The following is a 25,362-nucleotide window of genomic DNA, read 5'->3' as shown; positions in this document are numbered from 1 at the left end:
AGCAACCTCCGATCGTCCCCTTTTTCCGGTTCAGCTCACGGTCATCCGGCGGAACGCCTGGGACACGGCGACACCGCCGGAAGCGATGGCCCCGATCAGCCCGCCGATCAGCAGCACGGTGCCGGTGAACGGGCCGAAATCGCCCACGTCGGCGAGTCGTCCCCAGAACGAACCTTCGAGCAGGGCGCCGACCAGGATGAACAGCGGCGCGGCGACGCCGAGGAAGAGGATCCAGCGGAAGCGGGCCGCCAGCGTCAGCACGAGGATCCCGGTCACGCCGAGGATGAACGGCCCGGGCGGGATGTCCGGGAATCCGGGGACGCCCGAGACGATCTGGATGATCAGGCCGGCGACGCCGACGAAGAGGAAGAAGGCGTTGGCGACGGCGGCGGTGGAGCGGTTCATGGCGGATCTCCTCACGAGGTCGAATGACCATTGAAGAGTCCCGCTCACGGCCGCGAAGGGCGTCGGCCCGGAAGCGGCAATCCGGCCTACGCGGACCTGCGTAGCGCGACGGTAGATGTCAGACATTCGCTGCTAGGGTCGGCTGGTGAACGATCTTCGTGCCCCGCGCCGCGTCGCGAGTCTCTCGGCGCAACTGGTGGACACCCTCCGCGAGCAGATCGCGTCCGGTGTCTGGCCGGTGGGGACGAGGATCCCGCCCGAACACGATCTGGTCGAGCAACTCGGTGTCGGGCGAACGACGGTGCGCGAAGCACTGGGAGCGCTGGTGCACCTGGGCTTGCTGGAGGCCCGCAAGGGCGACGGGACGTATGTCCGGGCGTCGAGCGAGATGCATTCCGTGCTGATGAGGCGTGCCGGCGCGTCGAGTTCGAGCGACGTGCTGGAGCTGCGCACGGTGCTCGAGGAGTACGCCTCGGGTCTGGCCGCGTCGCGAAGGACCGAGGGCGACCTGAGCAGGCTTCGGCGCCTCCTCGCCGAGGCGGAGGCGATCGCGGATTCAGGCGAGACGGCCGCCGCCGCCGCCGAGGCCGACACCCGTTTCCATCAGGCTGTGGTGAGTGCCGGTGGGAACGCCCTGCTCGCCGAGGTCTACGACGTCCTCGGCGACGCGGTCACCGAGCAGATCGGGGGCACGCCCTGGACTGATGAGACGGCCGCGGAGCACACCGTTCTGCATCGGCGTCTCGTCGAGGCGATCGCCGACAGGGACGAGGTCGGTGCCCGGCACTGCGCCACCGAGATCGTGAAGCTCACCGGGCTCGAAGGGGATCGCCGAGGAAGCCGGTAGGTCTGATACCAGAGTGGTAGCATGGTCCTCATGGCGATGACCTTGAGGTTGAACGACGAGCAGGAGCGCGCTCTTGCCCTGCTCGCGGAGACCGACGGTGTGAGCAAGCACGAGGCCACCGTTCGCGCCATCACCGAGGCCGCCGGGCGCCGCGTCCGTGACGACAGGGTCCGCGCGCTGTCCAAGGACGGCCGGGAGCGCTACGCCGCTCTGCTCGACCGTCTCGCTCAGTGATCGAGTATCTCACCGTCGAAGACCTCTTGGCGCTCGCGGAAGACCTCGGCGTGCCCAAGGTCCGCGACCTCGGCCTGCTCGACTCCGCGGCGCATCGTCCGCAGGTTTCGTTGATGGGCCAGGACGCGTATCCGACGCTGCACGAGAAGGCCGCGGTGCTGCTGGAGTCCGTCGTGCGCAACCACTCGCTCGTCGACGGGAACAAACGCCTCGCCTGGATGTCGACGTTCGTCTTCTACGGGCTCAATGGTCACGACCTCGACGCGCCGGAAGACGACGCGTACGACCTGGTGATCGCGATGTCCACCGGCGCGCGCACCTACTCGGACGCGGCGGTCGAACTGGCCGCGTGGGCGAGGGTAACTTCGGACGGGTGAAGCCGTTGAGCCCCGACATGTTCGCGCCCGAGTGCCCGTCGAATCTGACGCCGTTCCGGATCGGCGACAAATGGGCGGGCCTGGTCGTGCTGTGCCTGGAAGAGGGGCCTCGCCGGTTCACCGAGCTGAGGGTGCCGCTGAGGGGCGTCACGTCGAAGGTCCTCACGGAGACCCTCAGGGCCCTGGAGCGCGACGGCATGATCACACGGACGGCGTACGACGAGACGCCGCCGCGAGTGGAGTACGAACTCACTCCACTCGGCCGGACGTTGTTCGAGCCGATGGAGGCGTGCCGCGAGTGGGCGGCGAAGCACCTTCCGGAGCTTGTCGCCGCCCGCGAGGCCTACCCGGCCTAGGCGCCTAGCCGATGAGGCCGAGCACGACGATCGTCAGCAGCGTGATGGCGGTGGCGAACACGGTCACCCAGGCTCGCTGGGCGGCGGTGATGGAGGCGTTGTTCACGGCGGTTCCCCGGGGGAGAGAAGCGACAGGTCCGCCGGGAACAGCGCGTTGATCAGGGTTCGCGTTACCTTCCACGCGCCAGTGTGGCGAAGATCACTGATCGTGCTGGTGATGCCTGTCGCGCGCCGTGTACCAGAGCACTCCGGCAGCGGCCGCCACCATCGCGCCGAATGCGGAGAACCCCACCACGATCGCCTGTGTCATCACTCGTCCTTTTCTCGTCGGTCGTACTGGGTAGACGCCCGAGAAGCGGAGTCGTGGCGCGGTCGTCGCGGACGTCACACCTTGTCGAGTACCCCATCGATCTGCGAAGCAAGCGCGAAGTCCTTCTCCGTCAGCCCTCCGGCGGAGTGCGTGCTGAGCCGGAACGTCACCGTCCGCCAGCGGATGTCGATGTCGGGATGGTGGTCGGCCGCCTCCGCCAGCTCGGCCACCTTGTCCACCGCCTCGATGGCTTTCGGGAAGCTCGGCAGCTTCGCCGTCCGCTCGATCGTGATGCCTTCGCGGGTCCAGCCGGAGAGCTTCGTCACGGCCGCGTCCGCCTGCTCGTCGTTCAAGATTTCCGCCATGACTCCATGGTGGTACGTCGTCGGCTACGCTGCACGTTTGCCACGGGTCCCCCTTGAAAACAAAGCAGGAGGCTAGATGAAACGCGCCCTCCGCACGCTGGTTGCGGCAGGCACGGTGGCCGCCCTCGCGGGCTGCTCGCTCTCCGGGACCACGGGGAACGACCCGCAGGCGCCGGCGACGGTCACGCTCGTGACGCACGATTCGTGGCTCGCGCCGCAGGAGGTCCTCGACGCGTTCGAGCGGCAGTCCGGGATCAAGATCTCCGTGCTCAAGCAGGGTGACGCGGGCGCGCTCACCAACAAGCTGGTGCTGACCAAGGCGAATCCGATCGGCGACGTCGCGTACGGCATCGACTCGACGTTCGCCTCCCGCGCGCTCACCGAGGGCGTTTTCGAGCAGTACACGAGCCCGGAAGCCGATCGCGGCCCGCAGCGCTACTCCGTCGACCCCGAGCACCGCCTTTCCGCGGTGGACCTCGGCGACGTCTGCGTGAACGTCGACAGCCGGTACTTCGCGGACAAGGGGATCCCGGAGCCGAAGTCGTTCGCGGATCTGGCCGACGCCAAGTACAAGGACCTGATGGTCGCCGAGAGCCCCGCGACGTCGTCGCCGGGGCTGGCGTTCCTGCTCGGCACCGTCGCCCAGTTCGGCGAGCAGGGCTGGCAGGCGTACTGGACGCAGCTGAAGGCCAACGGCCTCAAGACGGTCAGCGGCTGGGAAGAGGCCTACACCAAGGAGTTCTCCGGTTCCTCGGGCAAGGGCCCGCGGCCGATCGTGGTCTCCTACGCCTCCTCGCCCGCGGCCGAACTCGGCGACGACGGCAAGCCGCGTACGAAGGCGCTGCTGGACACCTGCTACCGCCAGGTCGAGTACGCGGGTGTGCTGACAGGCGGCAAGCAGGTCGAGAAGGCCCGCAAGGTCGTGGACTTCCTGCTGTCGCAGCAGTTCCAGGTGACCGTGGCGAGCAACATGTACGTGTACCCGGCTCGCCAGGGCGTCGAGCTCCCGCAGGGCTGGGCGCAGGCCGCGCCGCTGCCGCAGCAGCCGAAGACGCTCGAACCGGCCAAGATCCAGGCCGGGCGTGAGCAGTGGATCGCCCAGTGGCGCACGCTACTCGAAGGCTGAGCGCGCCCAAGCTGAATTCTCGAGGGACCGGGCTGGCCGCACTCGCCGTGCTGCCGCTCGGTTTCCTCGTGGTGTTCTTCGCCTGGCCGGTCGCGGCGATCATCGGCAGGGGTTTCGGCTCCGGCGGGGTCGGCACGGCCATCGGCGACCCGCTGACCTGGAAACTCGCGGGATTCACCGTCGCCAGCGCGGGGGTTTCGACGATCGTCGCGGTGCTCGCGGGCCTGCCGGTGGCGTTCCTGCTCGCGCGGGTGCGGCTGCCGGGGGTCTCGCTGGTCCGGACGCTCGTGCTGGTGCCGTTCGTACTGCCGACCGTCGTGGTCGGCCTGGCGTTCCGCGCGCTCTGGCCCGACGGCGGACTGCTGCCGTTGGTGCTGGCCAACGCCTTCTTCAACGTCGCCGTCGTCGCGCGCACGGTTTCCGGGCTGTGGAGCCATCTCGACCCGCGCACGGTGGACGCGGCCCGGGCACTCGGCGCGTCGCCGTGGCGTGCCTTCCGCTCGGTGACGTTGCCCGCGCTCGCGCCCGCCATCGCCTCCTCGGCCGCGGTGGTGTTCCTGTTCTGTGCCACCAGCTTCGGTGTCGTGCTCATCCTCGGCGGGTCGAAGTTCCGGACGCTGGAGACCGAGATCTACCTGCGCACGGTCGACCTGCTCGACCTCTCCGGCGCGGCCGCGTTGTCGCTGGTGCAGTTCGCCGCCGTCATCGCCGCGCTGGTGGTGGGCGCGCTGGCGAGACGGCGCCGGGAGAACGCCGTCCGGCTGCGTTCGCGGAGCGAGACCGCCCGGCGGCCCAGGGGTGGCGAATGGTGGGCCGTCTTCGCCGGTCTCGCGGTGATCGCGCTCCTGATGACGCCGATCGTGGCACTGCTCCTCGAGTCCGTGTCCACTTCGGACGGTTGGAGCTTCGCCGGGTACGAGGCGCTCGCCGGGCGGGGATCCCGTGGCGCGCTGCAGGTTTCGGGCTGGGACGCGGCGTCGATGTCGCTGCGGACGGCGTTCGACGCCACCATGCTCGCGATGATCGTCGGGGTGCTGGCCTCGGTCGTGCTGGTGGCGTTGCGCCGCACGCCGGGCGGGCTGGCGCGGGGTCTGGGCGAGACGATGGACGCGGCGCTGATGCTGCCGCTGGGCGTTTCCGCGGTGACCGTCGGTTTCGGTTACCTCGTCACGCTCGACGCGCTGCCGGGTGACCTGCGGACGTCGCCGCTGCTGGTCCCGCTCGCACAGGCACTGGTGATCATCCCGTTGATCGTGCGGATGGTGCTGCCGGTGCTGCGGTCGGTCGACGTCCGGCTCCGCCAGGCCGCCTCGACGCTCGGCGCGAGCCCCGGCCGGGTGTGGCGGGAGATCGATCTCCCCCTGACGGCGCGTTCGCTGGTCGCGGCCGCCGGATTCGGTTACGTGGTCGCGCTCGGCGAGTTCGGCGCGACGAGCTTCCTGGCCAGGCCGGACGCGCCGACGCTGCCCGTCGCCGTCGCGACACTGATCTCGCGGCCGGGGGAGCTGAACAACCAGATGGCCTACGCGGCCTGCGCGCTGCTCATGATCGTGACCGTGGTGGCGGTGGTGCTGATCGACCGGTTCGGCGCGGTCCGCGGGCAGAATTCGGTAGGGGAGTTCTAGTGTCGCTGTCGGTACGGGATTTGACCGTCCACTATGGATCTTTCGCCGCGGTGAAGGAGGCCGGGCTGGACATCGCCGACGGCGAGGTGCTGGCGCTGCTCGGCCCGTCCGGTTCGGGGAAGTCGACGCTGCTGCGGGCGATCACCGGGCTGGAGCCGCTGACGTCGGGCACCGTGCGCTGGGACGGCGAGGACCTCTCCGGCGTCCCCGTGCACCGGCGGGGGTTCGGGCTGGTGTTCCAGGACGGGCAACTGTTCCCGCACAAGGACGTCGCCTCGAACATCGCTTTCGGCCTGCGGATGCACGACGTCCCGCGTGCCGAGCACGCGGAGCGGGTCCGCGCGCTGCTGGACCTGGTCGGGCTCACCGGTTACGAGCGGCGGCGGGTCACCGAACTGTCCGGCGGGCAGGCGCAGCGGGTCGCGCTGGCCCGCGCGCTGGCGCCCGAACCGCGGTTGCTGCTGCTGGACGAACCACTGTCCGGTTTGGACGCCGGACTGCGGGAGCAGCTGGCGATCGATCTCGCGGCGCTCCTGCGGCGCAGCAAGATCACCGCGCTGCTGGTCACGCACGACCAGGAAGAGGCGTTCACGCTCGCCGATCGCGTCGCCGTCCTCGACGACGGCGAGATCCGGCAGGAAGGCGCGGTGCGCCGCGTCTGGCGTCAGCCGGTGGACGAGGGGGTGGCTCGGTTCCTCGGCGTGACCACGTTCGTCGACGGCGAGGCGGCCGGCGGGGTGGTGCGGACGCCGTTCGGCGAGGTCGCCCTGCCCGACGTCGGGGACGGCGCGGTGCGGCTGGGACTGCGGCCGCACGGTCTGCGGGTCTCCCCGGAAGGTGTCGAGGGCGAGGTCACCGCGGTGGTGCACCGGCGGGAACACGTCCGGCTCGTCGTCACCGTCGGCGATCTGTCCACTGTGGACGCGGTCGCGCCGGTGACCGCCGATCTGCGTCCCGGCGACACCGTGCGGCTGGCTCTGGACCCGGACGGCGTCGCCCAACTGCGCGTTTAGTCCTCTGAATGCGGTACTTGCACACGCAACTACCGCATTCAGAGGACTGAACGCAGGGCGGGAACCCGCCGGAACCCTGTGGTTTTCCGCAGGTTGGTCGGCCTGGCAACCTCAGGGGCAGCCGGGCTCGCCGGCCATACCGTCGTCGCCATGTTCCTGAAGACGATCTTGTCCGTCATCCTCGCCGTCAGCCCGGTCGCCGCACCGGCCACGCCGGACATCCCGGCCGCCGAACTGCACGACAGGCTGGCCGCCCTCGCCGCCGACCGGGCCATCACCGCCGGGCTGATCCACGTCCGGAACGGCTCCCGCCAGTGGTCGGACGCGGTGGGCGTGCGCGACCTGGCATCCGGGACGCCTGCCGCCGCCGACGGTCATTTCCGGATCGGCAGTATCACCAAGACCTTCGCGGCCACGGTCCTCCTGCAGTTGACCGACGAGGGACGGCTGACACTCGACGATCCAGTCGAGCGTCACCTGCCGGGTGTCGTGCCCGATGGCGGCCGCATCACCGTCCGGCACGTCCTGCAGCACACCAGCGGCCTGCACGACTACATGAGCGAACCGGGCTACTCGACCAATCGCTGGCGAGGTGATGCCCGCTTCGACGACTACACGCCTTCACAGCTGCTGAAGGTGGCGTTCGCGAAAGGCCCCGACTTCGAGAACCCCGGCGAGTCCTGGCACTACTCGAACACCAACTACATCGTGGCCGGCCTGCTGGTCGAGAAGCTGACCGGGCGTCCGTACGGAAAGGAGGTGGAGCGCCGGATCCTGCGTCCGCTCGACCTCACGCACACCAGCGTGCCGGGGCACCGGCCCTCCCTGCCCACACCGCACGCCCGCGGCTACGAACCGCTGCCCGCGATCGTGGACGCCACCGACATGGATCCGTCGCTGGACTGGGCGGCCGGTGAGATGGTCTCCACCACGCGTGACCTGACCACGTTCGTCACCGCTCTGCTCAAGGGCAGGCTGACGAGCCAGGCGAGCCTCACGGAAATGCGGCGGATGCGGGAAGCGGTCCCGCTGTTCCGCTACGGCCTGGGACTGCAGGAGTTCGCGATCCCCTGCGCTGACGGCCCGAAGCCGGTCTGGGGACACACGGGACAGTTGATCGGCTACATCACCGTCGCCTTCACCGACGGGAAGGGCAAGGCGCTGACCCTGTCCCTCAACCCGTACGAGCAAGACCCGCCTACCGAAGCAGTGGTCTCCATGGCGACGGCGGTCTTCTGTCGCTGAAGGGCCCCTTCCCCTCATCTCACACGACGAAAGGGCCCTTCACCACATCGCATGCGGTGAAGGGCCCCTTCAGCCCCCTGCGGTCAGCCGTCCCGGGTGGTGAGGCGCGAGTAGGCGATCGAGAGCCCGATGACGATGTAGCAAGCGGCGCGCAGCGCGCCCTCGCCGAGCAGCGTCGTGTCCAGCGGATCCATCAGCACCGAGGCCGGCGCCATCGACCAGTCCTTGTTGAGCAGGAACGGATGCAGCCACGAGACCGCGTCCAGGAAGCCGAGGATGGTGAACACGATCGTCCCGGCCAGCACCGAGGCGACCACCAGCATCGGATGCTCCGTGAACGACGAGATCGCGAGCGCGACCGCGCCGACCGCCCACAGCTGCAGCGTGATCCACAGTGCCACGATCAGGAGCCTGCCCAGCGCGTCCCACACGCTCAGCGTCGAGCCGGTGAGGGTGAACATCGAGTCGGTGCCGCTGATGATCAGTCCGGTGACGAAACCGGTGAACGTCATGGCCAGCACCGCGAGCACCGAAACCGTCGCGACGCCGAACGCCTTGATCGCGAGCAGCCTGCCCCGGCCGACCGGGGCGACCAGCCAGCCCCGCAAGGTGCCGTGCGCCGCCTCGCCTGCGATCGCGTCCGCGCCGGCCATCGCCGAAGCGAGCGGAAGGAGTAGCGCCAGCGTCATGGTCAGCGCCGCGACAGGCAGGATGAACCCGTTGTTCATCGCGGAGGCGAGCAGCGCGCCGTCCCCTCCGCCGCCACCGCCGTTCGCCTCCGCCGGGTCGACCAGCGTCAGCGCGACGCCGATCACGATCGGGATCAGCGCGAGCAGCCCCAGCACGGCCAGCGTGCGGGGTCGCCGGAAGATCCAGCGCAGTTCGGCGCGGTACAGCCGGAGCAGGCCGACGCTGTCCTGGCCCGTTCGTGCCGCGGGTGCCGCGGCCAGAGCGTGGGTCACGACTCCCCCTCACCGTCTACAGTGGACTCCGGCTGGGTCAGCCGGGCGAACAGGTCTTCCAGTCCGGTCCGCGCCCGCGCCGCCTCGTGCACGGCCACCCCGGCCGTCACCAGGTGACGCAGCACGTCGGGAGCTTCGGCGGCGGTGAGGTCCACGCGGACGCCGTCCGGCGTGAGCCTGCTGCCGATCCTGTTCTCCCGCAACGTTTCCACCGCGAGCTCGGCGTCCGGTGTCCGCACGAGCAGCGCCGCGTTCCCCGACTCCAGCAGTTCCGTGAGCTCGCCCTGGGCGATCACGTTCCCCGACTGGAGTACCGCGACGTGGGTGCAGGTCGCTTCGACCTCGGCCAGCAGATGCGACGACACCAGCACGGTGACGCCGTCGGCGTGCAGTTCCTCGATGATCCGGCGGATCTCCCTGGTACCAGCCGGGTCGAGGCCGTTGGTCGGCTCGTCGAGCACGACCATGCGCCGGGGCACGAGCAGCGCGCTCGCCAGCCCCATGCGCTGCTTCATCCCCAGCGAGTACCCCTTGTAGCGCCGATTCGAGGCGTCTGTCAGCCCGACGCGCTCGAGCGCCGCGTCGACCGCGCCGGGAATCCCGGCCGAGGCCAGCCTCGGTTCGGCCGCGGCGACGCGCAGCAGGTTCTCCCGCCCGGAGAGAAAAGGGTGGAAGCCCGGTCCTTCGACCAGCGCGCCGACGTCGGGCAGCGCGTGCGCCGCCTCGTCGGGCATCTTCTTGCCGAAGAGTTCGACCTCGCCCTCGGTGGGACGCACGAGTCCGAGCAGCATCCGGATGGTCGTGGTCTTGCCCGATCCGTTGGGGCCGAGCATCCCCAGCACGGCGCCTTCGGGAACGTCGAGATCGACGTGGTCCACGGCCACCGTGCGGCCGTAGACCTTGCGCAGGCCCCTGGTGCGGGCCGCCAGGGGTACCGCCGGAGCGGACGCCTCCTGGGAGGCGTCCGTCCCGGCTTCGAACGTGGTGGTCACTTCGCGGCCAATGCCTCGAAGAGGACCTGCTCCGGCACCGCGCCGATGGCGTAGCGGCCATCGTCGGTCAGCACGCCGCTGCCGACCTTGGTGGTCACCAGCCAGCCGCTGCCCCAAGCGCCGCTGACCGGCTTGGCGAACCGCGAAAGCAGCGCCTTCGGGTCGACCTGACGGCCTTCCTCGTCCTTGGCGTCGCCGGCCTTGGCCAGCGCGTCGGCCGGGATCTTGCCGGTGATCGCGGTGTCCCAACCGTCGCCGACGATCTTGAGGTCGGATTTCGCCTGGTCGGCGAGTTCACGGCTCTTCGGGTCGACCTCAGCGGTCTTCTCGGTCACCTTCGCGCCCTTCGGCGGGGTGAACTCGAAGTTCGACGCGGGCTGGTCCGCGAAGTTGATCTCGCTGAACGAAACCTCGAGCGCCGGGGAGGCGGTGCCGTTGGCCAGCACCGTCAGCCGCAGCGGCATCCGGGTCTTCTCGTCGATCGCGACGCGGATCTCGCGCAGCAGCGTCCGCTCGGTCGGCTTCGGGGTCAGCACCAGTTCGTACGCCGAACGGTTCGCCACCGAAGACGTCCCGTCGACGGCGATCGTGCTGCTCTCGCGCACCTTGCCGAGCAGTTCCGACGCCACCGTCGCCGGGTCGACGGCCTGGCCCTCGACCTTGCCCTTGTGCTCCTTGGCGAGTTCGTCTGGGACGGTGACCTTGGTCGCGGAGTTGTCCTTGGAGCTGTACTCCCAGACGGTCTGGCCGTTCTGGACGATGGTCTGCTGGCTGGAGCCCTCGGTGAGCGACACCTTGCTCTTGCCCGCGCCGTCGGTCGAGATCTGCGCGGAGTCGATGCTCAGCGCCGACGCCCCCGGCAGCGTGCTGCCGATCTGCGGCAGGCCGAGGTCGTTGTCGACCTTGACCTTCCCGTCGAACGCGGCCGGCTTCGCGTTGAGCGTGGACTGCACCAGTTCCTCGGCACTGATCTGCGGCAGCACCGGGGCGTCGCCCGCGGTGGCCGGCATCGCGACGACGGCGAGCCCGCCGACGCCCAGTGCCGTCCCCACCACCGCCGCGGTGATGGCCTTCCTCTTCGGATCCATGCTGTCTCTCCCTGTTTCCCCGAGCCCCAGTGTGCTCGGGTCTTGGCGACAACGCTTCCCCGGAAACGCTGAGATACCACTCAGACTCCGCCGTCGGAGCTGAGATGGCGCTGAGAGCTCGCGCGTGAGCTGGTGAAAGCGTGAATGATGAAGGACGTGAAACCTCGAGTACTGGTGGTCGACGACGAGCCCGGCGTGCGCAAAGCGCTGCTGCGCGGGCTGCGCGCCGAGGACATGGACGTGGTCACGGCGGCCGACGGGCCCAGCGGCCTGCGGCTCGCGCAGACGGGCTCCTTCGACGTCGTCCTGCTCGACATCATGCTTCCCGGTCTTTCCGGATATCGCGTGCTCGAGCGGCTGCGGGCGCTCGGCGTCACCACGCCGGTCCTGATGATCTCCGCGAAGGACGGCGAGGTCGACCAGGCGGACGGCCTCGACCTCGGCGCCGACGGCTACCTCGTGAAGCCGTTCTCGTTCGTGGTGCTGGTCGCGCAGGTGCGCGCGGTGCTGCGGCGGGCCTCGCCGGACGCGATCCGCGGACCGCTGCGGATCGGCGCGCTCGAAGTCGACCGCGGCCTGCGGCAGGTCCGCTACGACGGTGTCGAGGTGGCGTTCAGCCCGCGCGAGTTCGCGCTGCTGGAGGTGCTGGCCGGCCGGGCGGGGACGGTGGTCACCAAGGACGAGCTGCTGCGTGCCGTCTGGGGTGACGAGCAGGCCGCGACCCGCAACGTCGTCGAGGTCTACGTCGGGTACGTGCGCCGCAAACTCGACGCTGTCGGCGCGGGTGCCCTGGTCCGGACCGTGCGCGGGCACGGGTACCTGGCTTCGGACGCGCAGCTCGACGAAGTGATCGCCCCGGCGGGACAGGGGTGATCGGCTCGCCGTCTTGGTGGCGCCGCCGTTCGCTCCAGGTCCGGATCACCCTCCTCGCGGCCGCGGTCACCCTCGGTTTCCTGCTCGGGCTTGCGGCGCTCGCCGGTGACAATCTCCGGCCGCTGCTCATCGGCTCCGTCGACGAGGAACTGAGCGCCCAGCTGGAGACGGCGAAGGCCGACGTCTCGGCCGGACGGACGACGTCGGGCTCGGCGGTCACCGTCCGTGTCCTCGACACCGGCGGCGGCCCGGTGGACGGCCTGCCGCCCGCGAACCTCGGCTTCACGGACGTCCGGGCGCTGAAGGCGGGGGAATCGGTCACGACCGGCGGTGAGCACAGCTGGCGCTGGGTGGGCACCGTGGTCACCGCTCCCGACGGGCAGCAACGGCTCGTCGTCGTGGGCGCGGGCCTGGTCGGCTTCGCGACGGCCGTGCATTCCGGAGGGCTGTGGCTGTTCGTGGTCGCGTCCGTCGGCGCGGTGGGCGCCGGGATCGCGACGTGGCTGCTGGTGCGGTTCGCGTTGCGGCCGGTGGCCCGGATGCGCGGATCGGTCCGGGCGCTCCCACCCGGCGCGCGGTTGCCGCTGCCCGACTCGCACGACGAACTCCGCGCGCTGGCCGAGGAGTTCAACGCCCTGCTGGCGCGGCAGGAGGAAGGTGCCGACAGGCTGAGGCGGTTCACCGGCGACGCCGCGCACGAGCTCCGATCGCCGGTCGCGTCTATCCGCGTGCAGGCCGAGGTCGCCGTCACCAATCCCGACCCCGACCTCGCCCAGGAGACGCTCTCCGATGTCCTCGAGGAGGCGGAACGGCTTTCCGCGCTGCTCGACGGCCTGCTGGCGCTGGCGAGGTCGGACGCGGGGGAGGTGCCGCCCGCGGAACCGGTCGAGCTGGTGAGCGAGGTGCGGGCGGCGGTCGCGCGGATGCCCGCCGACGCGCCGGAGATCCGCGTGAGCGGCACGGTCGGGTCGGCGTGGGCGCTGGCCACGCACGCCGAGGTCGAACTGGTGCTGAGCAATCTGCTGCGCAACGCCTGCCGGTACGCGCGCGGTCAGATCGTCGTTTCGGTGCTCGCGGCGCGGTCCACCGTGCGGGTGGTGGTGGACGACGACGGGCCGGGTATCGAGCCGGAACACCGGGATCGGGTCTTCGACCGGTTCTACCGCGTCTCCGATTCGCGGGCGCGGTCGTCCGGCGGCACGGGGCTGGGACTGGCGATGGTCGCGGAGGCCGTCCGGCGGCGCGGGGGACGGGTGCGTGTCGGCGAATCACCCGATGGCGGGGCGCGCTTCCTGATCGTCTGGCAGGCGGCGCGGCCTCAGTAGGGTGTGGCGCGTGGTGATCGTGGGAGCCGCCATCGTGCGGAACGGACGGCTGCTGGCGCAGCAGCGGGCTTGGCCCGCCGACCACGCCGGGCAGTGGGAGCTGCCGGGCGGGCGGGTCGAGGACGGCGAAAGCGACGAGGCCGCGCTGGCGCGGGAATGCCTGGAGGAGCTGGACGTCGCCGTGACGGTCGGGAGCCGGGTCGGCGAAGACGTGCCGCTGCCGAACGGGAAGGTGCTGCGGATCTACGCCGCGTCGCTGGTCTCGGCGGGGGCTGAGCCTCGGGCGGTGGAGCACAAGGACGTCCGGTGGATCACCGCGCGCGAACTCGACGACCTCGACTGGCTGCCCGCGGACCGCGTCCTCCTCCCGGCCCTGCACACCCTGCTCGCAAGTCCGTGAAGGACTCCTTCCCTACCCTCAAAGTAGGGAAGGAGTCCTTCACGGAACTTCAACCAGCACCGATGAGCCGCAGCGCGGACTGGAGCCGGTGCTCGCCCCGCTCCGCCGCCCGGACGGCACCCGCCTTGCGCACCCGCTCCAGCTCACCGGGGTCGGCCAGCAACGCCAGCGCACCCTCCCGGACCGGCCGCAGCTCCTCGATGAGCGCCTCGGCGACGGCCTCTTTCACCTGGCCGTAGGAGTCGTACCGCTCTGCCAGCGCCGCGGGCTCCTCCTTGACGCAGGCCGCGAGGATGTCGAGCAGGTTCGCCATCCCCGGCCGGGTCTCCGGCGCGTAGACCGGCTTAGACCCGCCGTCGGTCTTCGCGCGTCTCACCTTCCGCCGGACGTGGTCGGCCTCGTCGAGGACGAAGACGACACCGGCCTCCTCCTTCGTCGACTTCGACATCTTCCGCGTCGGTTCGGCGAGGTCCATGACCCGCGCCCCGGCGGGCGGCAGCACCGCCTTCGGCATGGTGAACACGTCGCCGTAGGTGGAGTTGAACCGCTTCGCCAGCGTTCTCGCCAGTTCGACGTGCTGCCGCTGGTCTTCGCCGACCGGGACCTCGTCCGCGCCCTGCAACAGGATGTCCGCCGCCATCAGCACCGGATAGGTCAGCAGGGACAGCCGGACACCCGCCCGCCCCTTCGACTTCTCCTTGAACTGGATCATCCTGGCGGCTTCGCCGTAGTTGCAGGTGCACTCGAGGACCCAGTTGAGGGCGCCCAGTTCGCGGGCTATGTCGGATTGCACGAACACGCGATCCGGCTCGATCCCGGCCGCGATCAGCACGGCCAGCTGTTCGGAAGCCATCGAGCGCAGCTTCGCCGGATTGTGCGAGTTCGTCATCGCGTGCAGGTCGGAGACGAAGTACAGGTCGTCCGGCCCGCCCTCGTCGGCCCAGCGCCGAATGGCCCCCAGGTGGTTCCCGACGTGGACGTGGCCGGACGGGGTGATCCCGGACAACCTGATCATCTGCCCTCTTCCTTTCGGATTCGGGCCGCCCCGGCGTCCGGGCACGAAAAAGGCCGCCCGGTGGGGCGGCCTGGTGGTGCGCCGGTGTCGTTCAGCGCAGGACTGCGGGGCCGCCGGAGGGCGGCCACCACGAGACGTTCTGCGCGCGCATGCCGTCATCCTACCCAGGCCCCGCAAGCAGTCCTCCGGAAGCGGTGGTTCGGCGTCGAACTTTCGCATCCAGAGGACGAAATGCGGGGTTATTTCACTCATTCCGGGCACGGAGCGTCAACACTTCATATCGGCCGGGGCAGTACACCCGTCATATTGGAGATCCGGGTCTACCTTCATCTCATGTATGTCGTCCTGCTGACCTACACCGCACCCATCGAAGAAATCGACTACGTGCTCCCGGATCACGCCGATTGGCTGACCAAGCAGTACGAGCACGGCAATTTCCTCGCCTCCGGCAGGCGGAACCCCCGCATCGGCGGCGTCATCATCACCAGGCCCATGGCCAGGGGAAAGCTGGACGCGATCCTCGCGACGGACCCCTTCTCGATCAAGCACATGGCCGCCTACGAAGTGATCGAGTTCTCGCCGACCCGCACCGCGCCGGAACTGCGGTTGATCAACGAGGCGGTGGTGCGCTGACGATCTTCACGGGGACGCGTTCAGGCCGCTTTCGCGATCTTCGTCTTCGCCTTTTTCAGGGCGAGAACGGGGCATTTTCCGCACCGTGACTTCGACCTGCAGCATTTCTTCTTGACCTTGCCGGACTTCATCCATTTGCGCACGAGCTTGTGCGGGTCGTCGGGTAGTTTCTTGCCCACTCGAGCTCCTCGTCGGACTGCGTCGGCGACGCCTTCACGTTAGGTGAGGCTAACCGATCTTGGGGCGTGGGGGTGCTCACAGTTCGGCTACAGGTACCCTGGTGTGGTCCGCGTATGGCCAAAGTCGGCCGACGTTACTCGATCGCGTGAGTGAGCGCTCGGGGCGGCGCGGGCACCACACCCGAACTTGAAACCTTTGGAGCCTTCGCGTGCCCGCAGCCAGCGCCACCGCAGTCGATGCCGGCCGCCAGTCCGGTAAGACCCGGCCCGACCTGCGCAACGTCGCCATCGTCGCCCACGTCGACCACGGCAAGACGACCCTCGTCGACGCGATGCTCCGGCAGTCCGGCGCGTTCGAGGAGCGCGCCGAACTCGTCGACCGCGTGATGGACTCCGGAGAGCTCGAGCGGGAAAAGGGCATCACCATTCTCGCGAAGAACACCTCCATCCACCGCGAGACCGAGAACGGCCCGGTGACCATCAACGTCATCGACACCCCCGGCCACGCCGACTTCGGTGGCGAGGTCGAGCGCGGACTGGCCATGGTCGACGGTGTCGTCCTGCTGGTCGACGCCAGTGAGGGTCCGCTCCCGCAGACCCGGTTCGTCCTGCGCAAGACCCTCGAGGCCGGTCTGCCGGTGATCCTCGTGGTCAACAAGACCGACCGCCCCGACGCCCGGATCTCCGAGGTCGTCGAGGAGACCCACGACCTGCTCCTCGACCTGGCGGGCGACATCGAGGACGCCGACCTCGACGCGATCCTCGACCTGCCGGTCGTGTTCGCTTCCGCGCGAGCGGGCAAGGCGAGCCTCGAGCAGCCCGGCGACGGCGCGGTGCCCGAGAGCGAGAACCTCGACCCGCTGTTCGACACCCTGCTGCGTCACGTGCCCCCGCCCTTCGCGGACCGGGAAGGCCCGCTGCGCGCGCTGGTCACCAACCTCGACGCCTCGAACTTCCTCGGCCGGATCGCGCTGATCCGCATCCACTCCGGCAACCTGCGCAAGGGTCAGACCGTGGCCTGGATGCGCGAGGACGGCACCATCCAGAACGTCCGGATCTCCGAACTGCTCGTCACCGAGGCGCTCACCCGCGTCCCGGCGACCGAGGCCAGCGCGGGCGAACTGGTCGCCATCGCCGGCATCCCCGAGATCACCATCGGCGACACGCTCGCCGACGTCGAGAACCCCGAGGCGCTGCCCCGGATCGCCGTCGACGAGCCCGCCATCTCGATGACCATCGGTGTCAACACCTCGCCGCTGGCCGGCCGCAGCGGCGGCGACAAGGTCACCGCGCGGCTGGTCAAGGCCCGCCTCGACCAGGAGCTGATCGGTAACGTCAGCATCAAGGTGCTGCCGACCGAGCGCCCCGACACCTGGGAGGTCCAGGGCCGTGGTGAGCTGGCGCTGGCGATCCTCGTCGAGCAGATGCGCCGCGAGGGCTTCGAGCTGACCGTCGGCAAGCCGCAGGTGGTCACCCGGATGATCGACGGCAAGCTGCACGAGCCGTTCGAGCGGCTGTCGATCGACTCCCCGGAGGAGCACCTCGGCGGCATCACGCAGCTGCTGGCCGCTCGCAAGGGCCGCATGGAGCACATGGGCGGGCACGGCTCGGGCCGGATCAAGCTCGACTACGTCCTCCCGGCGCGCGGCCTGATCGGCTTCCGCACCGACTTCCTCACCGAGACCCGCGGCACCGGTATCGCGAACCACGTGTTCGAGGGCTACTTCCCGTGGGCGGGCGAGATCCGCACCCGTCACTCGGGTTCCTTGGTCGCCGACCGCTCGGGCCCCATCACCGCGTACGCGATGATCCAGCTGGCCGACCGCGGCACCTTCTTCGTCGAGCCGGGCGCCGAGGTGTACGAGGGCATGGTCGTCGGCGAGAACCCGCGCGCCGAGGACCTCGACATCAACATCACCAAGGAGAAGAAGCTGACCAACATGCGTCAGTCCTCCGCCGACGTGATGGAGACGCTGGCCCGCCCGCGCAAGATGGGCCTGGAAGAGGCGCTGGAGTTCTGCTCCGTCGACGAGTGCGTCGAGGTCGCCCCCGAGGTCGTCCGGATCCGCAAGGTCACGCTGGACGTCAACCAGCGCGCCAAGGAGCGGAACAAGATGAAGAACCGCGGCTAGTCCCCGCGCGCTGACGTAACCACGCCGAAGGGCGCTTGCTCACTCAACGTGAGCAAGCGCCCTTCGGCGTTCCGGCGTTCCACTGGTCACTCTCCGTATTTGATCGGGCGTTCATGGTGAGAACGAGTCCTTTGCGGACAATTTCGCGGGGAAAGTCGTTCTCCTTTTTGGACGGTGTTCACAACGCCGGAACGGCTTCCCGCCGCGGCGAGAGGACGGCCACGCACACCGTCCCGAGAACGCCGACACAACCCAGCGCGAAAGAAACGATCCTAAATGCGTCCGTATAGGACTCGCCGGAGAGCTTCCCTCCGGTAATCGACGCGAGAACGGCACCGGCGACCGCGATAGCGATCGTTTCCGTCGCCAATCGTGCGGTGGTGAACATTCCGGCCGCCGTTCCGGAATGTTCCGGGGCCACGGAACCTATTGCCAAACCGTCCAGCAAACCCATCGTCAATCCCGTGCCCGCCCCGACCAGAACGAGCGGGGCGAGCAACGAGAACACCCCGGACGACGCGTTCATGGTCATCAGCAGAAAGGCGCCCGCCCCGCTGACGGCGACAGCTCCCGCGACGAACCACGAAGACGGCAGCCGCCGCGCCAGCGCGGCGCCCACGCTCGGGAGCAGGACGGTCGGCGCGGTGAGCATCAGCAGCCACAGCCCGGCTTCCCCGGCGCCGAGGCCGACGACCTCGATCAGATACGAGGGCAGGTAGACCAGCAGCGGCACCAGGATGGTCACCAGCGCCCCCGCCGCGACCGCGAGCGAGGTGAAACCGCGGTTGGCGAGCAGGGCGAGGTCGAACAGCGGATCCGCGCGCCGTCGTTCCACCATCGGGAAGATCGCGGCGAGGACGACGGCGAGTGCCAAGGCGCCCACGACGAGCGGATGGCCGAAGCCGAGCTCGCCCGCTTCGACGAGCCCGAAGATCAGCAGCCCGATCGCGCCCGTGAAGAGCGCGGCACCCGCCCAGTCGATCCGGCGCCCGGCGGTACCGCGAACGTCCGGCAGAAGCGGCGTCAGGGCCAGGACGACCACGGCCACGGCGGCCGGGGCGCCGAAGACGGCCCGCCAGCCCAGCAGATCGACGAGCAGGCCGCCGATCGAGGGCCCGAACGCGAGCCCGACGCCGAGCACCGTGCCGACCAGACCGAACGCCCGCGTCCTCGCCGCGCCCTGGAAGGTTTCGGTGAGGATCGCGAGCCCGCCGGTCACCGCCGCGGCGGCCCCGGTCCCGGCGATCAGGCGGACGACGTCGAGGACGACGATGTTCCCGGCGGCCGTGCACGCGATCCCGCCGGCGGCGAACAACGCCAGCCCGGCCACGTAGATCCGGCGTCTGCCCAGCACGTCGGCCAGAGAGCCCGCGAAGACCAGGAAGCTCGCGAAGCAGGCGTTGTAGCCGTTGACGACCCACTGGGTGGCCGCGAGCCCCGCGTCGAGGTCGTTCGCGATGTCGGTCAACGCGACCGACGCTCCCGTGATGGTCAGCGGGAAGGTGAACGTGGACATGAGCACGACCACGAGGACGAGCGCGCGTTTGGTCACCCCGGCAAGCTAGCGGTGGATACTTCGCGGTGCTAAGGGTTTTTCCCTTGCCGCGGAAGGAACCTCCCGGGCCTCCCGGACGTCCACCGGGGAGGGGCGGCATCCGGTCGGGCGACGGCCGGGCCGATATGGGAATCTCGCTGTCGAGGCCGTCCCGGGCGTGGTAGCTCTATGACGGTGGGGCGAGGGACAAATCAGGAGGAATCAGGCGTGCGGTCAGTGAACACAGCGGCGCCCATACTGGCGTGCGCGGCCGTGCTCCTCGCTGCCTGCAGCAACACCCCGCCCCCACCCGTGGTCAGCTCCTCCGCCTCGCCGGTGAGCACCTCGACCACAAAGACACCTTCGCAGGTCGTCGTGGGTGTCGACGACGTCCTCGGCGGCTACAACCCGCACAACCTCGCCGACGCCTCCCAGGTGACGTCGGCGCTCTCGCAGCTGCTGCTCCCGTCGGTGTTCCGCCCGAAGGACGACGGCAGCTTCGAGCTGGACAAGAACCTGATGAAGTCCGCCGAGGTCGTCTCGCAGCAGCCGTTCACGGTCGCGTACACGATCCGCCCGGACGCCTCCTGGTCCGACAGCGCGCCGATCGCCGCCGAGGACTTCGCGTACCTCCGCGAGGCGATGCGCGACCAGCCCGGCGTCATCGGCGCCGCGGGCTACCGGCTGATCTCCGACATCCAGTCGCGTGAAGGCGGCAAGCGGGTCGAGGTCACCTTCGCCAAGCCGTACCCCGGCTGGCAGACGCTCTTCAACGACCTCCTGCCCGCCCACCTGCTCAAGGACGCCCCGAACGGCTGGCGGGGCGCCCTGGCGACGACGTTCCCGGCCGTCGCCGGGCCGTACTCGATCAAGGGCCTCGACACCGCGCGCGGAGAGGTCGTCCTGGAGCGCAACGAGCGCTATTGGGAGAAACCCTCCGCGCTGGACCGGATCGTGCTGCGTGCGGCCGATCAGGACGGCACACTGGCCGCCCTGCGCAGCGGCAACGACCAGTTCGTGATGACCAAGACCGACGGCACCGGCCTCAAACGGCTCGGCGAACTCGGCTCCGCCGTCCAGCTGCACACGGTCGCCCGTCCCACGGTCGCGCAGATCCTCCTGCGGCCGGTGAGTCCGACGCTGTCGGATCCCAAGGTGCGCGAAGGCGTCACCGCGCTGATCGACCGCGGCAAGCTGATCACCGAGACGGCGAAGGGCGGCCCGTCGGACAAGCTCCGCGCCGACGCCCAGGTCCGGGTCCCGTCGGCGACCGGCTTCCAGCCGACGATCCCGGCCCCGGGCCCGCCGTCGGCGGCCGATCCGGCCAGGGGCGAGGAGCTGCTCAAATCCGCCGGGTACACCAAGGAAGCCGGGACCTGGCGCAAGAACGGGAAGAACCTTTCGCTGGTCGTCGCCTCGCCCGCCAAGCAGGAGCCGTACGCGACGATCGCCAAGGAGCTGACGGCGCAACTGGTGGCCGCGGGCATCGAGGTCAACGCGATCGCGCCGCAGCCGAGGGAGCTGTTCTCGACGCTGCTGGCCATGCCGGTGCTCAACGGGATCCAGCAGACGACGCCGGAGGGTGCGGGCAACGTCGGCATCGACATCGCCGTGATCGGCCAGGTCACCGGTGGTGCGGACGTAGCGTCGGCGCTGGCGTCCACGTTCGGCTGCCGTCCCGATCAGCTCACCGACAAGACCAAGGCCGTCGTCCCGGCGAACCCGCTGGGCTTCTGCGACCCGGCCCTGCAGCCGTCGATCGACGCCGCGCTGACCGGCACCACGCCGGTCGCCGACACGCTTTCGACCCTCGAACCGGAATTGTGGCGTCGGAATGTTGCCATTCCGTTGTTCCAGCTGGCCGATACCCTCGCCATCGGCTCTGGTATTTCCGGAGTAACCGCTGGTCCTCCTATGGTGGGCCCTTTCGGGTCGGCGGTGAACTGGACGCGCGGTCCGAAGTAGTCGATTCGAGTCGAAGTTCGCCCCTGGAGGGTGACCTTTCTCGGCACGTTCGAGTGGCCGACTGATTCCTCCTGGTAACCGCTGTATTTCTTGATGTCAGCCGCAAGTTACCCTTTGGTCACGATCCCTCCGTAACTGGTGACTGTTCGTGCATTTCCTTTCTAGCGTGCACCCGCAGTGCGCCAAATGAGTGTTGCTTGGCGTGTCATAGGCTCCGGGCCATCTCACCGGAGCGGTGTGGGGTCCTGTTCCGATCTCAGGAGCCCAGTGCTAGGAGGGCACACTTCATGAGGAAGTCCAAGGCAGTCTCCGCCTGGTCGCTCGTCGCGGCCTCCGCGCTTGTGCTGAGCGCATGCAGCGGTGGCGACAGCGGCAGTACCGACCAGAACGGGTCGTCGACCGACATCAAGAGCATGGCGGTCGGCAAGGCGCAGAACGGCGAAAACTTCAAGCTCGCGGACACCCCGGGGTACGAAGGCACCGTCACGGTGGGCATCGACGACGGGTACTCGGGCTACAACAACGACACGCCTGACACCAACTCGTCGTACAACACCTACATCTTGACTGCCGTGCTCGCCGGTGCCGACGTGCTCGACGGCAACAACAAGGTGCTGCTGAACAACGACGTGTTCGACTCCTGGGAAGTCACCTCCAAGGAGCCGCAGACCGTCGTTTACAAGATCAAGCCGAACGTCAAGTGGTCCGACGACGCGGCGTTCGACTGTGACGACATGTACCTGTCGTGGCTGGCGCACAGCGGCAAGGCGAAGACCGCGGACGGCAAGCAGGCCTTCCTCGCCGCTTCGACCACCGGTTACTCGCTGATCAACGAGGCGACCTGCAAGGACGACCTCACCTTCGAGACCAAGTACACCGAGCCGTACCTGGACTACAAGGGTCTGTTCAACTCGACCGCGATCATGCCCGCGCACATCATCGAGAAGAACACGAACATCCCCGACATCACCAAGCTGTCGCCGACCGGTGACGCCGCGCAGCTGACCGCCGCCGGCAAGTTCTGGACGAACGACTTCAAGGGCTTCAAGGCCGAGAACATGCCGGCGTCCGGCCCGTACAAGATCACCGCGTTCGACGCCAACCAGAAGGCCGTCACGCTCGAGAAGAACCCGAAGTGGATCGGTGGCAAGGGTGGCCCCTCCAAGATCGTCGTGAGGGCGATGGAGGACACCAAGGCCATGGCGACCGCGCTGCAGAACGGTGAGATCGACGTCGCGGCGTCGACCCAGCCGGACGCGACCGCGGCGAACACCCTCAAGAGCCTTTCGGCTCAGGGCGTGACCTACGGTTCGGGCTCGCAGCTGACCTTCGAGCACTTCGACCTGAACTACAAGCGCATGTTCAAGGACAAGGCGCTGCGCAAGGCGTTCTTCGAGGTCGTCAACCGCCAGGAGATCACCGACAAGCTGCTCAAGGAAGTCCAGGCCGACGCGACCCCGCTGAACAGCATCGTGTTCATGCCGGGCGAGCAGGGCTTCAAGGACCTGTACGGCAGCAAGGCCGGTCTCGGCGCCGAGGCCGCCGCCAAGACGCTGACCGACGCCGGCTGGGCCAAGGGCGCTGACGGCATCTTCGCCAAGGACGGGCAGCGCGCTTCGTTCAAGATCTCGCACAACCAGAACGCCCGCCGTACGCAGACCGTCGAGATCGTCATCTCGCAGGCCAAGGCCGCCGGTATCGAGATCACCGACGAAACGGACGCCAACTTCCTGAAGGGTGGCCGTCTCGCGGCCGGCGACTACGACGTCGCGCTCTTCGGCTGGTCGGCCGCTCCGTTCAAGGCCGAGCAGAAGTCGATCTACATCACCCGGGTTGACGACAGCAGCCAGAACTACCAGGGCCTGTCCAACCCGACGATCGACTCGGCGTTCGAGGCGGCCGTGAAGGCCACCGATGAGGCCGTCCAGCTGGAGAACTACCAGAAGGCCGACCAGGCGATCGCGGACGAGTACGCGACGCTGCCGCTGTTCCAGACCCCGTCCATGTGGGCGTTCAAGGGCATCGACCGCACTTACATGCAGTCGTACAACGGTGTCCTGTGGAACGTCGGTGAGTGGGAGCAGAAGAAGTAGGGTCTAGGCCCGCTTTTTCTCACCATTCGCCTACGCGATCCTGGTGGTACGGGGCCCGGCCACAAGCCGGGCCCCGTACCCGCCGGAAGTAGCTGTTGACCGTAGGGTTACCGCCACTACGGTGGACAACCGGGCAGCGGTCCAGTACTTCGGCGGCCAGGCCCGGATGAGGAGCAGTTCGTTGAACCTGGTGATCTACATCCTTCGCCGTCTGGCGATCTCGATCCCCGTCCTGCTGGTCGGGACTTTTCTGTGTTTCATCATGGTCGCCGGCACCGGCGACCCGCTGGGCGAGCTGAGAAGCAACCCCGCCATCAGTCAGGAGACCCTGAACCAGGTCGCCAGCGACCTCGGTCTGGACAAGAACCTCGTCCTCCGGTACTTCGACTGGCTCGGCAGCTTCGTGACCGGCGATTGGGGCATTTCGATCGCCCAGGGCAACGCGCTGGCCCCGGTGTTCCCGAAGGTCATGGCCGCGTTCGAGGTCACCGCCAAGCTCGTCGTCGGCGCGGAACTCCTCGCGCTGGTGCTCGGCGTCCTCGTCGGTGTCGTCGCCGCGGTCAAGCAGTACTCGATCATCGACTACATCGCCACGACGCTGGCGTTCCTGCTGTTCTCGATGCCGATCTTCTGTGTCGCGATCGTGCTGAAGGGCTACGCGATCCAGTTCAACGGCTGGGTCCGGGACCTGGGACTGTCCGATGTGCTCGGTAATCCCTGGATTCGCACCACGAGTCCGGAATCGTTGAATTTCGATGGTCCAGGCGGTTTCCTCGCCAGCTACGTGGGCGCCTACCTGTTGCCGACGCTGTCCATCATGGCGATCAGCTTCGCCGCGTACAGCCGGTTCCAGCGGGCCTCGATGCTGGATACGCTGAACGCCGACTACGTCCGGACCGCGCGGGCCAAGGGCCTCGCCAACGGGCGGGTCATCTTCCGCCACGCGTTCCGGAACGCCCTGATCCCGGTGACCACGTTGTTCTCCGTCAACTTCGGTGCCGTGCTTTCGGGCGCGATCATCACCGAGTCGGTGTTCAACTGGAACGGCATGGGTAAGTTGCTCGTAGAAGCCGTGACCAAGAGCGATCCCCAGGTGATGATGGGCTGGCTGGTGGTCATCGCCACGAGCATCATCATCGCCAACCTGATCGCCGACCTGATGTACGGCATCCTGGACCCGAGGATTCGCGTTGGCTGACTTGAATTCCCTAATCACGGCGGACACCGCCGACGGCAAGCTCGCCCCGGAAGCGCTGCCCGAGCCCCGGAGCCAGGGCAAGCTGGTCCTGCGCAAGTTCCTGCGGCACAAGCTGGCGATGGTCTGCACGGCGATCCTGCTGCTCCTCGTGCTGACCGTGATCATCATGCCGATCTTCTGGCCGTACAACTACGAGGACAGCTCGTTCCCGTCCTTCGCGAAGCCCAGCGGGGACTACCCGCTCGGGACGACGCAGGTCGGCAAGGAGATGGTGTCGCAGATCCTGCGCGGCACCCAGTACTCGCTCCTGATCGCGCTCATCGTGTCGATCGTCGCCACCACCATCGGCACCGTTTTCGGGGCCATGGCGGGATATCTGCGAGGGTTCACCGATTCGGCGATCTCGCGCGTGACGGACCTGTTCCTGATCGTGCCGCAGATCGCCGCGGCGGCGATCCTGGCGAAGGTGTTCGGCGGTGGTGCGTGGTACATCGTCGCGATGGTGCTGGCGGCCTTCGGCTGGATGTCGATCGCCCGTATCGCCAGGGCCGAGTCGATGTCGCTGTCCCAGCGCGAGTTCGTGGACGCCGCTCGCGCGTCCGGTGCCGGGACGCTGCACATCGTGTTCAAGCACCTGGTGCCGAACATGGTCGGTCTCATCACGGTCAACGCGACCCTCGCGGTCGCGCAGGCCGTGCTGATCGAGGCGGCGCTGTCCTTCATCGGACTGGGGGTGCAGCTGCCGGACACCTCGCTCGGCCGCGTCATCCTCGAGAACTACTCGCAGCTGCAGAACCGGCCGGCGCTGTTCTTCGGCCCGTTCATCGTGCTGGTGCTGATCTCGCTGACGATCAACTTCATCGGTGACGGTCTGCGGGACGCTTTCGACCCGCGGCAGCGCCGGATGAAGGCGTAACACCGCTTTTAACGCGTGAAGGCCCCCTTCCCTCGGCTCAGCCGAGGGAAGGGGGCCTTCACGCGTTTGGTGGGGGTGCGGTCTGACGCTCGGGTCTCGCGGTCCCCGCCGGCGTTCATGCGTGATCAGGCGGCGAACTCACGTGATCAGAGAC

At 68.6% G+C, this 25,362-nt stretch carries 25 protein-coding genes; 17 read left to right on the top strand and 8 right to left on the bottom strand.

Features of this window, described 5'->3' with window-relative positions:
• Positions 1-30: 30 nt before the first annotated feature.
• Positions 31-405, bottom strand: coding sequence for a hypothetical protein (locus HDA45_RS14175; RefSeq protein ID WP_184895429.1), 375 nt, complete (start codon positions 403-405; stop codon positions 31-33).
• A 145-nt stretch (positions 406-550) separates the two neighbouring features.
• On the opposite strand from HDA45_RS14175, the gene HDA45_RS14170 reads away from it, so the two are divergent.
• The 4 genes from HDA45_RS14170 to HDA45_RS14155 are packed head-to-tail and all read left to right on the top strand — an operon-like array spanning position 551 to position 2,219.
• A complete protein-coding gene (locus HDA45_RS14170; protein WP_184895427.1) occupies positions 551-1,252 on the top strand; it encodes an FCD domain-containing protein in 702 nt (233 codons plus the stop codon).
• Between the two features lie 30 nt (positions 1,253-1,282).
• Entirely contained in the window at positions 1,283-1,486 is a 204-nt protein-coding gene (locus HDA45_RS14165; protein WP_184895425.1) for a CopG family transcriptional regulator, read from the top strand.
• The gene (locus HDA45_RS14160; protein WP_184895423.1) at positions 1,483-1,863 is read left to right on the top strand and encodes a type II toxin-antitoxin system death-on-curing family toxin; all 381 of its coding nucleotides are present in this window, start codon (positions 1,483-1,485) and stop codon (positions 1,861-1,863) included. Before HDA45_RS14165 ends, HDA45_RS14160 begins: the two co-directional genes overlap by 4 nt.
• Positions 1,864-1,880: 17 nt before the next feature.
• Positions 1,881-2,219, top strand: coding sequence for a winged helix-turn-helix transcriptional regulator (locus HDA45_RS14155; protein WP_184905636.1), 339 nt, complete (start codon positions 1,881-1,883; stop codon positions 2,217-2,219).
• Positions 2,220-2,603: 384 nt separating this feature from the next.
• Here the strand turns inward: HDA45_RS14155 and HDA45_RS14150 are convergent, their stop codons facing one another.
• Positions 2,604-2,894 (bottom strand): 4a-hydroxytetrahydrobiopterin dehydratase, encoded by a 291-nt coding sequence (locus HDA45_RS14150; protein WP_184895421.1) that lies wholly within the window; start codon positions 2,892-2,894, stop codon positions 2,604-2,606.
• Positions 2,895-2,970: 76 nt separating this feature from the next.
• Between HDA45_RS14150 and HDA45_RS14145 the strand changes: the two genes are divergently transcribed.
• The 4 genes from HDA45_RS14145 (at position 2,971) to HDA45_RS14130 (ending at position 7,903) form a co-directional block, all read left to right on the top strand.
• Positions 2,971-4,020 carry a thiamine ABC transporter substrate-binding protein gene (locus HDA45_RS14145; RefSeq protein ID WP_184895419.1) on the top strand — a complete coding sequence of 350 codons (1,050 nt, stop codon included), beginning with the start codon at positions 2,971-2,973 and terminating at the stop codon, positions 4,018-4,020.
• A 47-nt stretch (positions 4,021-4,067) separates the two neighbouring features.
• On the top strand, positions 4,068-5,645 hold the full coding sequence (locus HDA45_RS14140; protein WP_184905634.1) for an ABC transporter permease subunit: 1,578 nt from the start codon (positions 4,068-4,070) through the stop codon (positions 5,643-5,645).
• Positions 5,645-6,658: an ATP-binding cassette domain-containing protein gene (locus tag HDA45_RS14135; protein WP_184895417.1), complete on the top strand. Its 1,014-nt coding sequence runs from the start codon at positions 5,645-5,647 to the stop codon at positions 6,656-6,658. Before HDA45_RS14140 ends, HDA45_RS14135 begins: the two co-directional genes overlap by 1 nt.
• Before the next feature lie 150 nt (positions 6,659-6,808).
• Positions 6,809-7,903 (top strand): serine hydrolase domain-containing protein, encoded by a 1,095-nt coding sequence (locus HDA45_RS14130; RefSeq protein ID WP_184895416.1) that lies wholly within the window; start codon positions 6,809-6,811, stop codon positions 7,901-7,903.
• Between the two features lie 83 nt (positions 7,904-7,986).
• Here HDA45_RS14130 and HDA45_RS14125 read toward each other — a convergent pair whose 3' ends face one another.
• Genes HDA45_RS14125 through HDA45_RS14115 form a run of 3 tightly spaced genes read right to left on the bottom strand, consistent with a single transcriptional unit; the run spans position 7,987 to position 10,945 of the window.
• Positions 7,987-8,865: an ABC transporter permease subunit gene (locus HDA45_RS14125; RefSeq protein WP_184895414.1), complete on the bottom strand. Its 879-nt coding sequence runs from the start codon at positions 8,863-8,865 to the stop codon at positions 7,987-7,989.
• Positions 8,862-9,857: an ATP-binding cassette domain-containing protein gene (locus HDA45_RS14120; RefSeq protein WP_184895411.1), complete on the bottom strand. Its 996-nt coding sequence runs from the start codon at positions 9,855-9,857 to the stop codon at positions 8,862-8,864. Before HDA45_RS14120 ends, HDA45_RS14125 begins: the two co-directional genes overlap by 4 nt.
• Positions 9,854-10,945 (bottom strand): LolA family protein, encoded by a 1,092-nt coding sequence (locus HDA45_RS14115; RefSeq protein ID WP_184895409.1) that lies wholly within the window; start codon positions 10,943-10,945, stop codon positions 9,854-9,856. Before HDA45_RS14115 ends, HDA45_RS14120 begins: the two co-directional genes overlap by 4 nt.
• Before the next feature lie 144 nt (positions 10,946-11,089).
• Here HDA45_RS14115 and HDA45_RS14110 point away from each other — a divergent pair, with 144 nt between their 5' ends.
• Genes HDA45_RS14110 through HDA45_RS14100 form a run of 3 tightly spaced genes read left to right on the top strand, consistent with a single transcriptional unit; the run spans position 11,090 to position 13,543 of the window.
• The gene (locus HDA45_RS14110) at positions 11,090-11,818 is read left to right on the top strand and encodes a response regulator transcription factor (RefSeq protein WP_184895407.1); all 729 of its coding nucleotides are present in this window, start codon (positions 11,090-11,092) and stop codon (positions 11,816-11,818) included.
• Entirely contained in the window at positions 11,815-13,143 is a 1,329-nt protein-coding gene (locus HDA45_RS14105) for an ATP-binding protein (RefSeq protein ID WP_184895405.1), read from the top strand. The genes HDA45_RS14110 and HDA45_RS14105 overlap by 4 nt, the downstream gene beginning before the upstream one ends.
• A 10-nt stretch (positions 13,144-13,153) precedes the next feature.
• Positions 13,154-13,543 carry an NUDIX domain-containing protein gene (locus HDA45_RS14100; RefSeq protein ID WP_184895403.1) on the top strand — a complete coding sequence of 130 codons (390 nt, stop codon included), beginning with the start codon at positions 13,154-13,156 and terminating at the stop codon, positions 13,541-13,543.
• Positions 13,544-13,592: 49 nt separating this feature from the next.
• Here HDA45_RS14100 and trpS read toward each other — a convergent pair whose 3' ends face one another.
• Positions 13,593-14,558, bottom strand: a complete 966-nt coding sequence (gene trpS / locus HDA45_RS14095) for a tryptophan--tRNA ligase (protein WP_184895401.1) — start codon at positions 14,556-14,558, stop codon at positions 13,593-13,595.
• Positions 14,559-14,891: 333 nt separating this feature from the next.
• On the opposite strand from trpS, the gene HDA45_RS14090 reads away from it, so the two are divergent.
• A complete protein-coding gene (locus HDA45_RS14090; protein ID WP_184895398.1) occupies positions 14,892-15,191 on the top strand; it encodes a YciI family protein in 300 nt (99 codons plus the stop codon).
• A gap of 20 nt (positions 15,192-15,211) precedes the next feature.
• Here HDA45_RS14090 and HDA45_RS14085 read toward each other — a convergent pair whose 3' ends face one another.
• Positions 15,212-15,370 (bottom strand): hypothetical protein, encoded by a 159-nt coding sequence (locus tag HDA45_RS14085; RefSeq protein WP_007028942.1) that lies wholly within the window; start codon positions 15,368-15,370, stop codon positions 15,212-15,214.
• A 209-nt stretch (positions 15,371-15,579) separates the two neighbouring features.
• Here HDA45_RS14085 and typA point away from each other — a divergent pair, with 209 nt between their 5' ends.
• Entirely contained in the window at positions 15,580-17,502 is a 1,923-nt protein-coding gene (gene typA / locus HDA45_RS14080; protein WP_184895397.1) for a translational GTPase TypA, read from the top strand.
• A gap of 178 nt (positions 17,503-17,680) precedes the next feature.
• Here the strand turns inward: typA and HDA45_RS14075 are convergent, their stop codons facing one another.
• Positions 17,681-19,054, bottom strand: a complete 1,374-nt coding sequence (locus HDA45_RS14075; protein ID WP_343072066.1) for an MFS transporter — start codon at positions 19,052-19,054, stop codon at positions 17,681-17,683.
• Between the two features lie 237 nt (positions 19,055-19,291).
• Here HDA45_RS14075 and HDA45_RS14070 point away from each other — a divergent pair, with 237 nt between their 5' ends.
• The 4 genes from HDA45_RS14070 to HDA45_RS14055 all read left to right on the top strand — a co-directional run bounded on the left by HDA45_RS14070 (position 19,292) and on the right by HDA45_RS14055 (position 25,208).
• Complete coding sequence (locus tag HDA45_RS14070; protein WP_184905630.1) at positions 19,292-21,001, top strand: ABC transporter substrate-binding protein; 1,710 nt, start codon at positions 19,292-19,294, stop codon at positions 20,999-21,001.
• Positions 21,002-21,288: 287 nt separating this feature from the next.
• Positions 21,289-23,094 (top strand): ABC transporter family substrate-binding protein, encoded by a 1,806-nt coding sequence (locus HDA45_RS14065; RefSeq protein WP_184895395.1) that lies wholly within the window; start codon positions 21,289-21,291, stop codon positions 23,092-23,094.
• A 181-nt stretch (positions 23,095-23,275) separates the two neighbouring features.
• Complete coding sequence (locus HDA45_RS14060) at positions 23,276-24,292, top strand: ABC transporter permease (protein ID WP_184905626.1); 1,017 nt, start codon at positions 23,276-23,278, stop codon at positions 24,290-24,292.
• Position 24,293: 1 nt separating this feature from the next.
• Positions 24,294-25,208: an ABC transporter permease gene (locus tag HDA45_RS14055; RefSeq protein ID WP_184905628.1), complete on the top strand. Its 915-nt coding sequence runs from the start codon at positions 24,294-24,296 to the stop codon at positions 25,206-25,208.
• The last annotated feature ends 154 nt before the right edge of the window (positions 25,209-25,362 follow it).

The sequence above is a fragment of the Amycolatopsis umgeniensis genome (genome assembly GCF_014205155.1).
Classification (GTDB): Bacteria; Actinomycetota; Actinomycetes; order Mycobacteriales; family Pseudonocardiaceae; genus Amycolatopsis; species Amycolatopsis umgeniensis.
This window is presented reverse-complemented; position numbering and strand designations above follow the sequence as displayed.

Excerpts from the sequence above, each read along its gene's own strand:
- HDA45_RS14090 (WP_184895398.1), top strand. The coding sequence starts at position 14,892 with ATGTATGTCGTCCTGCTGACCTACACCGCACCCATCGAAGAAATCGAC.
- HDA45_RS14130 (WP_184895416.1), top strand. The coding sequence starts at position 6,809 with ATGTTCCTGAAGACGATCTTGTCCGTCATCCTCGCCGTCAGCCCGGTC.
- trpS (WP_184895401.1), bottom strand. The coding sequence starts at position 14,558 with ATGATCAGGTTGTCCGGGATCACCCCGTCCGGCCACGTCCACGTCGGG.
- HDA45_RS14065 (WP_184895395.1), top strand. The coding sequence starts at position 21,289 with ATGAGGAAGTCCAAGGCAGTCTCCGCCTGGTCGCTCGTCGCGGCCTCC.
- HDA45_RS14175 (WP_184895429.1), bottom strand. The coding sequence starts at position 405 with ATGAACCGCTCCACCGCCGCCGTCGCCAACGCCTTCTTCCTCTTCGTC.
- HDA45_RS14155 (WP_184905636.1), top strand. The coding sequence starts at position 1,881 with ATGTTCGCGCCCGAGTGCCCGTCGAATCTGACGCCGTTCCGGATCGGC.
- HDA45_RS14110 (WP_184895407.1), top strand. The coding sequence starts at position 11,090 with ATGATGAAGGACGTGAAACCTCGAGTACTGGTGGTCGACGACGAGCCC.
- HDA45_RS14150 (WP_184895421.1), bottom strand. The coding sequence starts at position 2,894 with ATGGCGGAAATCTTGAACGACGAGCAGGCGGACGCGGCCGTGACGAAG.
- HDA45_RS14115 (WP_184895409.1), bottom strand. The coding sequence starts at position 10,945 with ATGGATCCGAAGAGGAAGGCCATCACCGCGGCGGTGGTGGGGACGGCA.
- HDA45_RS14165 (WP_184895425.1), top strand. The coding sequence starts at position 1,283 with ATGGCGATGACCTTGAGGTTGAACGACGAGCAGGAGCGCGCTCTTGCC.
- HDA45_RS14145 (WP_184895419.1), top strand. The coding sequence starts at position 2,971 with ATGAAACGCGCCCTCCGCACGCTGGTTGCGGCAGGCACGGTGGCCGCC.